Consider the following 11,844-nt stretch of genomic DNA (forward strand, 5'->3'; position numbering starts at 1 on the left):
GGACCTCATCCATCTCCTCGGGTGTCATACCCGATACAAGATCACACGCTACCGATCAGACGGCAGTTGGGCTACCTAACGAAGCCCTACTAGGAAGCTCCTGGCGGACGCCCCCTCCGCGGAGGCACCCGACGCCGCACGAGAGGCAGTTATCGAGGAGGCCGCAGAGGCGTTCCTGTCGGGCGCTTCCTGGCCGAAGGACGTCGGGAAGCGGGCAGCGAAGGCTTACACCGACGCAGACGCGATCCTCGTCGAGCGCCAGGCGCGGCAGTACGCCGTGACGCGCGCGGAGTGGGTCCTCCATGACGCGCTGAGCGACCACGCCGGCGCCGCCCTGGAGTACCTCGGTACGCGGCTCGATGACGTCCTGAACGCCGCTAGGAGCGCCTTTGAGGCTCTCGGCGGCGCCCGTACGGCGGAGGAGGTTATCGAAGCCGGAGGCGACGCCGTAGAGGCTTGGAGCCGTCTCCGTGGACTGACCACGGATCTGGAGAATGTGCGCCAGGCGCAGTGGGCTCTCCTGGCGGCTCCGCGAGTCCCAGGGAGCGCAGCGGGTGACGCCGATAATCGCGTCCACGTCTGGAGGCGCGCTGCCGCCGGCCACGTGCGGGGCCTGACTCCTGCCGACGCCCCCGCGTTCGTGCGGGAGGCCATCCGCACCGGGCGCGTGACGCTTGAGGTGCTGCGCTGGACGGCTTCGCAGGAAGGCGCGTTCGTCCCGAAGTCGGACGGAGAACTGGAAGCGGACATCGCGACGTCCAGGCCCGACGCCTTCGATGGTGAGGTTAGGGACGTCACGCCCACGGAGCTTCCCGCGCATGAGTACCGCCCATCGCGGATCACCGAACACGCGCGAGCCCCACACCTGAACTACGCGCAGCCTGCCCCCGCAGCACCCATACCCAACGCCACGACGGCCGATCCGACGCCGTTCGTGCCCCGCTACGCCTGAGAGGACCACCCATGGAACAGACGCCCCCCGAGCAGCAGCGTGACGCGGCGCTCCTGGAACTTGCCCGACTCCGTGCCGGACTCGCGGCCGGACTTTCGCCCGACCAGAGCGCACGCCTGAGGGGCGGCACGGACGAGGAACTCGCGGCCGACGCCCAAGCGCTCGCCGTGGCGTTCGGCGTCGCTAACCCGCTCCGTCAGCCGTCCGCGAGCGGCTCCGACGTCGGTAGCGCGCACGGCAGCATGGACGCCGGCGAGCAGCGCTACAAGGCGAAACACCCCGAAGGCCAGAAGTTCCAGCACGGCGGATACACGCTGGAGCGGGCCTGACGGCCCGTCGACGATAGGAGGCAGCATGGTTGCCCCGGGGCCACGAAGAGACCCCACGCGGCCGTACAGCCGCACGCACAGGGACGACAGGAAGCCGCCCCGCGCCGGCATCGTCGTCCTCCCACTCTCGGGCTGCGACTTGCCCGTTCCCGATTTGCCGCCAGGGCGTTCGTGGAGCGAGGCAGAGCGGACGATGTGGGGCGAGCTGTGGGCAAGCCCGCAGGCAACGCAGTGGCACGACGCTTACGTGCCGCTCGTCGCGATGTACGTACAGATCGTCTGTCAGTCGCTCGCCGGCAGGGCGACGGCTGGACTGGCGCAGGAGGCGCGGCACCTGGCTGAACAACTCGGGCTGTCACCCGCAGGCCTACGCACGCTGGGGTGGCAGATGGAGGCGGTAGACACGGGCACGGGCGAACTACACGCACTGCCTGGCGGTGCCGTGTGAGCGCACGAACACAAGCCATGCTTGCCCGCAGGGCAGCAGTACAGATGCCCGACAGGGGCAGTGCCGCATGCCCGCGGGAGCTGCGCACGCCGTGCGTCGTGTGGGCTTGGCTAGAGGACGACGAGACAGCCGACGTCGAGCGCAGCGGCATGAACTCACCGTTCGTCATCCGAGCTTGGCGACGGTGGCAGGCAGCTCGGCAGGCGTACGCCGCTGATCTCGGCCTGAGCGAGTCAGCCGCCTGCGGCCCGACGGGTCGGCCGACGCTAGATGATCAAGCCTCTGACCAGCGGTGATACCACCCGGTAACCCCCGCCGGATCAGCACGCTGACCGATGAGGTGCTGGGCGGCGCCGTCTGACAACCGGTTGGAGGTTAATCCAGGAGCCCTCAGAACGCCGTTCAGGCGCCTGCTGACGGTCCTTTCGGCGCCCTCTTGTGCCGCGGACGAGGCGGATCGTGCCTCACGACCGATCAAGCCGCACACGCAAGATCCAAAGTGAAGCGTTACAAACCGCAGGTCAGAGCCCTAAAAGTGTCCCAGCCCCGTGGGTGACCCCGCGGGGCTTTCCCGTACCCATGGAGGAGCCATGCCCGCCCCCGTCCACATCTGCCCCGAGCCGGCTGCGACTTCGAGCGCCCCCTGCGCACCCTGCCCGACGGCAGTCGACGCCCGTTCCCTTTCTGCGGCGGCCCCTGCTCGACGTGGACGACGAAGGCGCGGAACGCGCTGAAGGCCGGCGACAACGCAGAGGCGGCGCGACTGCTGGACGTCGCCAAGCGCCTGGACGCCCGCACGTCGCCGAAGCAATACGTCCGGGGCCTGTAGGCCCCCAACCGACCGCATCAAATCCCCCTCAAGCCCCTGGCGGACGCGCCGGGGGCTTTTCCGCACCCCCGAAACGAGATCTCATGAATAACCCTGAAAACATCTGCGCGCGGGATGGCTGCGGATTCCACGTCGAGCTAGTGATGATCGGCGCAACGCCGATGCCGGCCGTTCACTGCGGTAGTGCCTGCGCCGACTTCGAGTGGTTCCGTAAAACGCTGGAGGGGCTGGAGCCGTCCCCTGAAGTTGCAGCCTCGCTCCAGACCCTAAACGCCCTGGAACGACTGCTAAACGGCCGCACCGACCCATTCCAGGTCGGTCCGCTCCTGGGGTCGCTGTATGGCCGATAACCTGGACATCGTCGGGACAGCGGCAGTCGACGTAGTCCCGATCGCACCCAACTTCCACGACAAGCTGAAGGCCATCGTCCTTCCCGCTGCGGACCGCGTCGGAAGAGACGCAGGTCAGCGCATCGGCGACGCCATCTCCCGCAACATTACGATCAGCATCCCCGATGCGATCGTGGCGGGCGGGCAGCGCGCCCGGGTGGCGGCGACGAGGGAGGGAGGGCAGGTTGGCGGAGCTTTCGCCAACGCCATTAAGCGCAAACTGGAAGTAGCCTTCCGCTCCCTCCCGCGGGCTGACGTTCGCCTCGGAGACACTGGCTTCAACGCTGATTTGGACCGTTTGCGGGCCCGTATTCAGACGTTGTCCGGGAAAACGGTCGGCATTGACGTCGACGCCGGCGCAGCGCTTGCAGAAATCACAGCGATTGACGCGGAACTCCGGCGCTTGGGAGCGGAACACCCTGATGTAAACGTCCGTTCCGACACGGCCGCCGCGCGTGCTGCACTCGCTGAGATCCAGGCGCAGATAAACGAGGTTGACCGTGACGACGTCCATGTGCGGGTTGACGTCGACACATCCGGAGCGTTGTCCGCGCTGCGGGGACTTGCCATTGCGCTCGGGGGCGTAGCAGCCATCCCAGTGGTGCCAGTCGGGGCGGCTGCTATCGGTGCCATCGCCTCAGCAGCCGTGGCAGCCGGCGCAGGTGTCGGCTCCCTAGCTCTCGCCGCCATCCCCGCCATCAAGGGCGTCACGACGGCCATACAGGCGAAGAGCGCTGCGGAGAAGGAGGCGTCCACCTCGACGGACAACTCCGCAGCGGCCGACAAGCGCGCGGCACAGAGCGCCCTCCAGATGGCCAGTGCGCAGCAGTCACTCACGGCTGCACACCGCAATGCCGCGCGCTCCATCGCGCAGGCTAACCGCCAGGTAGCGGACGCGGAGCGAGCTGTTGCGGACGCCGTGCAGCGTGCTGCGGATCAGCGACGTCAAGCAGCCCAGAACGTCGAACACGCTGAGCGCTCCCTCGCGGACGCACAGAAGCAAGCGCGCCAGGCGGAGGAGGCTCTGACTCAGGCTCGCGCGGACGCCGCGCAGCAGCTCGCCGACCTGAACGACAAGCTCACGGATGGCGCTCTCAGCCAGCGTGACGCGGCCTTGCAGGTCCAGGAGGCTGCGGACCAACTCGCGAAGGTCAAGGCTGCCAACCAGGCTGGTACCGCCTCCGACACTGAACTTGCGCGCGCTCAGCTCTCCTACGACCAGGCCGTACAGGCGCAGAAGGAACAGTCCAAGAGCTACGAACAGCTCCAGAAGGACGCCGACAAGGCGCGTAAGGCAGGCGTCGACGGCAATGACGCCGTTAAGAAAGCCGCTGACCAACTGGCCAACGCTCAGCAGACCGTCAAGGACCAGACCGCCGCACTCGCGCAGGCCCATCGGGACGCCGCACGCACAGAGGTCCAGGCAGCCCGAGCCGTCGCCGACGCTCAGCGCTCCCTCGCCGACGCTGTCCAGTCCGCGGCCGACACTCAGGTCCAGGCCGCTGACTCCATCGCGTCCGCGGAGCGTGGCGTCGAGTCGGCCCGCCTGTCGAGCATCGACACGACGACGAAGGCTGCGACGAAGACGGACGCGTACCGCAAGGCACTCGCGAACCTGACGCCGGAACAGCGGAAGCTCTACGACTCCATCGCCGGCCCGCAGGGTCTGACGGCTGCTTTCAAGGCCTGGTCGACGTCGTTGCAGCCGGACGTCCTGCCGCTCTTCACGCGAGGCGTCGACGGGGCTAAGGCGTCGCTCCCGGGCCTCACGCCGCTCGTGAAGACGGCAGCGGACGCCATTGGACTCCTGATGGATAAGGCGTCGAGAGGGCTGAAGACGCCGTTCTGGCGAGGCTTCAAAAAGGACATCGAGACGAGCGCCGAGCCTGCGATCGTCGGTCTCGGCGTCGCATTCGGCAACGTACTCGCCGGCATGGCGGGCATCGTCGACGCCTTCCTCCCGCACATGAACGGCATCTCGTCGACGATGCAGCGGATAACGGGTCGGTTTGCCGACTGGGGGAAGGGGCTGAGAGGCTCCCCGGCCTTCGAGGCATTCCTCAAGTATGCGGCTGACAAGGGGCCGTTGATCGCTCAGGCATTGGGTGGTGTAGCCAGCGCACTCATCGCCGTCGGGACGGCCTTGTCGCCAATATCGGGCCCGCTCCTCCAGGTGATCAGCGCCGTGGCAACCGGTGTTGCCTCCGTCGCCAACACTCTCCCGTGGCTGATTCAGCTTATCTACGGCGTATGGGTTGCGACGAAGCTTTGGACGATTGCCCTGGCAGCGTTCAACCTCGTCATGGAAGCAAACCCGATCGTGCTGATAATCACGGGAATCGTCGCCCTCGTCGCGGCAGTGATCTACGCCTATAAGCATTGGGGTGCCTTCCGCGACGTCGTACAGGCGACGTGGCACGGAATCCAGGTCGCTGCGTCGTTTGCCTGGAACAACGTCCTTAAGCCCATCTTCGACGGCATTTGGTGGGCGATCAAGGGCGTCGGAACCGTCGCCGTATGGCTCTGGCAGAACGTGTTTTCGCCCGTCTTCCAGTTCATATGGATGGCGGCTCGCGTCCTCTTTGCAATCCTGGTCACGGCAGTCCTGGCGCCAATTATCATCGTGATCAAGGCCGTCGGCGCAATTGCGATGTGGCTGTGGACCGACGGCTTCAAGCCGATGTTTGAGTCCATAGCGAAGCTCGCGGTGTGGGTGTGGCAGAACGCCCTCAGTCCCGTCTTTAATTGGATTTGGGACGGACTGAAGTGGGTCGGGGACAAATTCGTCTGGCTCTACGATCACGCCGTAAAGCCTGCCGCGGGATGGATAGCGGATAAGGCGTCGTGGTTGTGGCAGAAGGCACTAAGCCCTGTCTTTCACTGGATTTGGAACGGCCTGAAGTGGGTCGGAGACAAGTTCTCGTGGCTCTATGACCACGCCGTGAAGCCGGTAGCCAACTGGATTTCGGACAAGGCAAGTTGGCTCTATGACAAGGGCCTGAGGCCAGCGTTTGACAACATCAAGTCGGCTGTCGGACTCGTCGGCGACGCCTTCGAGTCTGCCCGCAAAGCCATAAAGTCGGCATGGGACAAGGTGGCCGGTATCGCTGCCCGGCCCGTGAACTTCATCGTGGATTTCGTCTACAACAAGGGCATCAAGGCTGTTTGGGATAAGGTCGCCGGATTCGTCGGACTGGACCCGCTCCCGAAGGCTCCGAAGCTGCTTGACGAGTCTCCCCGCTTTGCCGACGGTGGCCGTACATACGGCGGGATCCCGGGCAAGGACAGTATTCCGGCGCTCCTGATGGCGGATGAGTTCGTCGTTCGTCGCGACAGCGCCCGGAAAATCGGGTACGAAAATCTTGCCTACATGAACGCCACTGGGGAAATCCCGCGATTCGCCGACGGCGGTATCGTCGGCGCGCTGTCGGGTGCGTGGGACTGGACGAAGGACACCGTCGGCGGCGTCATCGGAAAGGGCATCGACTGGGCGAAGACCGGTGCGGACCTTATGACGCACCCTGGCAAGGTCTGGAACACGCTCGTAAAGCCGATCCTGGACAGGGTTCGGGACGGCGTGGGGGCGTTCCCCATGGGCGACGCTATCGCCGCCTATCCGCTCAAGATGGTCAAGTCCCTCAAGGACAAGATCGTCGACGCCGTCACGGGCGGCGGCGGAGGTGGAGGCGGTAACGGCGGCTCTGGCGTGGCCAGGTGGCGCCCGACGGTGCTCCGGGCGCTCAGCATGACCGGTAATCCCGTGTCGTACGCGGACCTGACGCTACGACGTATGAACCAGGAATCGGGCGGTAACCCCACAATCGTAAACAAGTGGGATAGCAACTGGACCGCTGGGCATCCGAGCGTCGGACTCATGCAGGTCATCGGCCCGACCTTCCGGGCGTACGCAGGGAAAATGCGGAACGTCGGCCCGTTCCTCTACGGCGTATCGACGGACCCCCTGGCCAACATCTACGCGTCGATGCGCTACGCGATGGCGGCGTACGGGTCCCTGCCGGCCGCGTACAACCGTTCCGGTGGCTACGCACTGGGCGGGCGCGTGACGCCTACGTTGTACGACGAGGGTGGCTACATCCCGCCCGGCATGTCCGTCGTCGCGAACGGCACCGGACGTCCCGAGCCGGTCATGACTGCGTCTCAGTGGGCCGACATCCGCGCGGTGCGCGGCTCGACGTCGACGCCGAACGTCGTCGTCGAGAATCACACCTACCTGGGCACGGACGAAATCACGGACATCTTGGACCACCGAATCGTTGTCCGGGAGCAGCAGACAGCGACAGCCCTCAACAGCGGCCGTTGGGTCTGACGCACACCGCACGCACACACGGGCCGACGTCGACAGGGCGTCGGCCCTTCCTACGTCTCGCGGGCCGACGGGGTCCGCGGGACTCCCGACTTCAGGAGGAGCACAGCATGATGGGACAGCCGGCGAAGAGCCACGAGGTCACCTGCCCGCACTGCCACAAGGTCGTAGAGCAGACGCAGGGCGCCGGTCGCGTGAAGCTGTATTGCACTCCGGACGCGGGGAAGCTGTACAGGCAGCGTATGCGGTCGCTTGGGTTCGGTGTCTGACAGACGGGCCGTCGGCGTCGTACCGTCGATGACGTGAGCGAACACCTTGGGGACAAGCTCAGTCGGCTCCGACGGCTCTCCAGCCTGACGCAGGAGGAGCTAGCAGCACGGGCGGGGATCTCTGCTGACGTTGTCCGGAAGCTGGAACAGAAGCGGAAGAGTTCCGCAGCACTGCCGACCCTGCATGCCCTAGCGAAGGGGCTCGGCGTCGAGCTGACGTCCCTTCTGGGTGATCCTCCGGGCGTTCCGTCGACGGGGGAAGTCGACCCACCGCAGCTCGTCGCCGTGCGCCGCGCAATCTCCCCGCCGCTCTTCGCTCCGCCTCCGGAGCCGACGCGGGTGGAAAAGCTCTCCCTGCCGCTCCTGCGGGCCGAAATCGCGGACGCCTGGACGCTGTATCACGACGCACAGTTCGGGCGCCTTATGGAGCTGCTGCCGGACATCATCACGGACGCCCGGTTCGCTGCTGCCGTCGGGGCGGACGACGAACGGGCCGCAGGACAGGCAGCGTTGGGCAAGGCGCTTCAGCTCGGGGGCCACCTGGCCATCCGACTTGGTAAGACGGACCTTGCACTGACGAGCCTTGAGCGGGCCATAGATGCCGCAGGGAAGTCGTCGGACCCGCTGCTTGCCCCGATGGTGTCCAACTCCGTGGCATGGGCGTACCAACGGCAGAACCGGCTTACCGACGCTACGAACCTCGCCATCTACGCGGCGGACAACGTCGAGCGTAAGCACGCGACCGACGCTTCCGGGGTACGTGTGTGGGGCGGACTCCTCATGTCAGCCGCGACGAGCTACGCCAGGAGTGGGGACTACGAGCGCGCCGACGAGATGATGCGGACTGCGGAGAAGGCTGCGGGACGCGTGGCGAAGATGCCGGCCCCGGAGGACGGCCGACTCGTCTCCGTCTTCAGCCGGTCCTCCGTCCGCATTGAGCGCGTACGCCTGGCGGTCCAGCACGGACGCCCGGAGGAGGCGCTCGCGCTTGCCAAGGGGATGCGCCTCTCGAAGGACACTCCGCCGTCATGGCGAACGTGGCTGCTCCTCGACGTCGCCCGCGCTCACACGGACGTCGGGAACGCCGAAGGTGCTGTGAAGGCCCTTGAATCTCTGCGTCGTGTGGCACCTACTTGGATGCGGCATCACACACTTGCCGTCGCCATCGTCCGGGACCTATGGGAATTGCACGCACGACCTCCGGGGCTGCGTTCGCTCGCCGAATTCCTGGGCATCGCCACTTAGCATCGCAAGACTAGGACGCTGCGTCCCTGTTGTTGCTCTCCGTCGCACGAAAGCCTATGCACGGACAAGCTACGGCGGAGGTGCAGGGATGACACAGGGAAGGGCATTACAGGGGCCCGTAGAACTCACGGATCCACTCACCGCTACGGCTCCCCTGGCCACGCCGGGATGCGACGTATGCGGCGCTCTCAGGCGGCAGTGGCTCCAAGCGATGGAACTGGGGAGTCCCGCTTACGATCCGTCGCACGCAACAGATCTGGCCGTCGAAATCAGCCGCCACCCGCATGACTGGAAGAAGCGGAGGCGGACATGACGGCCGTTGCCGCAGTGCATCACAAGTCCCGTGGCGGTCGACGTCCGTTCTCTGTGCATCGCGCGCCGACTGTTCTTGAACTCCTGGCCGGTATCTCGACCCTGTGCGGCAGGTGCGCCGGACGTCGAACGGTGTGGTGCCCGGGATGCTGCGGATTCGACTTCGAGAGCTGCCAGTATTGCCGCCGTACCGGGATGCTGCGGTGCCCCGACTGCACAGGCGGCCCGGACGTGCCGCCAATTCGGTGGTGATCGCCCCCTGAGCCCCTCGTTCGTCTCGTTACTCCTCCGAGACGAGCGAGAACCCCGTCCCGTACCCCTCCATCCCGCCGTAGAGGGGTACCGGACGGAAGAGGCCCCGTTCACCTCCTTCCCCGTGGAGGTGGGCGGGGCTTCGGTGTGGCCTCTGGCCTGGGCTGCTAGAGTCATAACAGGGTGAGCGAGCAACGTAGTCGGCGTGACCCGGCATGTCCACATGCGCGTAGTGCCGGGTGTCCGTCTCGTACTCGACGTGCGCGATGTTGATGGTGATGCCGCGCGCCGCCTCCTCCGGGGCCCGGTCGATCCGGTCGAACGGGACGAAGGTGCCGGTGCCGCGGTCGGCCAGGACCTTGGTGATCGCGGCGGTCAGGGTGGTCTTGCCGTGGTCGACGTGCCCCATCGTGCCGATGTTCAGATGCGGTTTGGTGCGCACGTATGCCGTCTTGGGCATGGCTGTACCTCGAAGCCTCTTCAGTGGTGCTGAGTGACGGCCCCGGCAGCGGACGATCCGGCCGGGACGGGGACCCCCAAGGACTTGCCGACCCTCCCCCTGCGGGGTCCGCCGGACGATCCGGGAAGGGTCAGCTTCGGGCGCCGTCAAGAGCGGCCGGGAAGAGCAGGACGGCAGCCTTCGGTGCATCCGCGGCGGCGGATGCTGCGAGGACGAAGGCGTACCGGAACATGCCGTAGAGCATGGTCGACGCGCACGCCCGCGTCGAATGGTTTTTCCGCGGGGCCCGTCACGGTACGACGCGGGAGTGCGGGACCGGGTCGGCCCGAAGACCGGTCAGAGATTCTTGAGCGCTTCCCGTACCGACAGCGGGGAGAGCCGCGCTCCTTCCCTGGCCACGAACTCCCGTACGGCGTCCGGATCCGTCTTGGCGTACTCCCGCAAGGCCCACCCGATCGCCTTCCTGATGAAGAAGTCGGGGTGTCCGGACCGGCGTACGCAGTACGCGAAGAGGCGGCCCGTATCGGTCGCCTCCTTGTGGCGCAGTTGGTGGAGCAGGGCGCTCCGGGCGATCCACAGACGGTCGTCCTCGATCCATGCGTCCATGGCGTTCCGCAGCTTGGGATCGGCGGCGACGAGGCCGCCCACCACATGGGCGGCCAGCGCGTCGACGGTGTCCCACCAAGGGACGGTGGAGACCAGATGACGCGTTACGGGGAGGAATCCGGAGGAGAGTTGCCTCACATGGCGGCGCAGGTAGTCGACGGCGAAGTAGTGGTACTCGCGCTCCGGCAGGGCCCAGCAGCGCAGCGCGAGCGCCGTGCAGTCGGCCTCGTCCGGACGGGGCGTGCCCGCCAGGACGGTGCGGGACAGGGCGCGGCGGACAGGCGTGGTCAGGCCGAGGAAAGGCGCGATGTCCTGCATGTAGGCGCGCATCGACGCGGCCCGCTCCGGGTCCGCCGCGGCGGCGTACGCGACGGTGAGCCGCTCCATCACGACGTCCGCGATCGCGCTCCGCGGGGGCGTGGACGGCGCGCCCGTTGTTCCGGAACCTGTGGCCTCCATGAGACGCACCATACGGCGATCACACACGTCGGTCGGTTATGGTCACCGGATGCTCGATGCCACCACCCGCTCTGGGGGCACCGCCACGGCCTCTCCCCGGCCCGCCGCCACGGAGCTCACCGCCACCGTCTCCCCTCGTGCCGCCGTGGAGTTCACCGCCGCGCCGGCTGCCGCCGTACTGCGCGGTTTCACCGCCCGCTGCACGCGCGTACTGCTGTCGCCCTGGTCCCGTCTGGCCTTGCTCGTGGTGCTGCTCGCGGCCGCGGCGGCCGGCGTGCTGGCCTATCAGCCGCAGAAGCTGCTGACGCACGGCTGGCCGCCGCACCTCGGGGGCGCCGCGGCCGCCGTCGTCTTCGCGGTGGCCTACGGGCTGTGCACGGTCGCGTTCGTGCCGCGCCCGCTGCTCAACCTCGCGGCGGGCGCGCTGTTCGGTTCGCAACTGGGCACGGGCACGGCCCTGGCAGGCACGGTGCTCGGCGCCGGGATCGCCTTCGGGCTCGGCCGGGTGCTGGGCCAGGACGCGCTGCGTCCGCTGCTTCGGGGCCGCTGGCTGAAGGCGGCGGACGGGCAGCTCAGCCGGCACGGCTTCCGTTCGATGATGGCGGCCCGGCTGTTCCCCGGGGTGCCGTTCTGGGCGGCCAACTACTGCGCCGCCGTCTCCCGGATGCGCTGGGCCCCGTTCCTGATCGCGACGGCGCTCGGGTCGGTCCCGAACACCGCCGCCTACGTCGTCGCCGGTGCCCGCGCCGCGCGGCCCACCTCGCCGGCCTTCCTGATCGCGATGGCCTTCATCGCGGTGCCGATGGTGGCGGGGGCGGTGGTGGCCTGGCGCAAGCGCCACCACCTCCGCGCCGTCCCGGAGACCGGGCAGTCCGACTAGTAGGGCTTTGTTAGGTCCTGTGGTGGGGTTCGGGAGTGGGGGCGGGTTGGCCGCATATCGAGCAGGCGCCGGTCCAGGTGGCCAGGATCT

Annotated in this window: 7 protein-coding genes and 1 pseudogene; 6 read left to right on the forward strand and 2 right to left on the reverse strand. The window is 67.2% G+C overall.

Annotated elements, in window-relative coordinates; translation table 11 throughout:
• The first annotated feature begins 277 nt into the window (after positions 1-277).
• The 5 genes from ACWD5Q_RS34200 (at position 278) to ACWD5Q_RS34220 (ending at position 8,785) form a co-directional block, all read left to right on the forward strand.
• Entirely contained in the window at positions 278-952 is a 675-nt protein-coding gene (locus tag ACWD5Q_RS34200) for a hypothetical protein (protein ID WP_451430968.1), read from the forward strand.
• A gap of 11 nt (positions 953-963) precedes the next feature.
• Positions 964-1,281: a hypothetical protein gene (locus tag ACWD5Q_RS34205; RefSeq protein WP_451430969.1), complete on the forward strand. Its 318-nt coding sequence runs from the start codon at positions 964-966 to the stop codon at positions 1,279-1,281.
• A gap of 25 nt (positions 1,282-1,306) precedes the next feature.
• Positions 1,307-1,729 carry a phage terminase small subunit gene (locus ACWD5Q_RS34210; RefSeq protein WP_451430970.1) on the forward strand — a complete coding sequence of 141 codons (423 nt, stop codon included), beginning with the start codon at positions 1,307-1,309 and terminating at the stop codon, positions 1,727-1,729.
• A 1,168-nt stretch (positions 1,730-2,897) separates the two neighbouring features.
• A complete protein-coding gene (locus ACWD5Q_RS34215) occupies positions 2,898-7,274 on the forward strand; it encodes a transglycosylase SLT domain-containing protein (RefSeq protein ID WP_451430971.1) in 4,377 nt (1,458 codons plus the stop codon).
• 299 nt (positions 7,275-7,573) lie between these two features.
• Positions 7,574-8,785 carry a helix-turn-helix domain-containing protein gene (locus tag ACWD5Q_RS34220; RefSeq protein ID WP_451430972.1) on the forward strand — a complete coding sequence of 404 codons (1,212 nt, stop codon included), beginning with the start codon at positions 7,574-7,576 and terminating at the stop codon, positions 8,783-8,785.
• Positions 8,786-9,542: 757 nt separating this feature from the next.
• On the opposite strand, the pseudogene ACWD5Q_RS34225 reads toward ACWD5Q_RS34220, so the two are convergent.
• Positions 9,543-9,809, reverse strand: a pseudogene (locus tag ACWD5Q_RS34225) (GTP-binding protein); the annotation flags it as partial.
• Between the two features lie 336 nt (positions 9,810-10,145).
• Positions 10,146-10,874, reverse strand: a complete 729-nt coding sequence (locus tag ACWD5Q_RS34230; protein WP_451430973.1) for a DNA alkylation repair protein — start codon at positions 10,872-10,874, stop codon at positions 10,146-10,148.
• Positions 10,875-10,923: 49 nt separating this feature from the next.
• Here ACWD5Q_RS34230 and ACWD5Q_RS34235 point away from each other — a divergent pair, with 49 nt between their 5' ends.
• Entirely contained in the window at positions 10,924-11,754 is an 831-nt protein-coding gene (locus tag ACWD5Q_RS34235) for a TVP38/TMEM64 family protein (RefSeq protein ID WP_451430974.1), read from the forward strand.
• The last annotated feature ends 90 nt before the right edge of the window (positions 11,755-11,844 follow it).

The sequence above is a fragment of the Streptomyces sp. NPDC002513 genome (assembly GCF_053595355.1).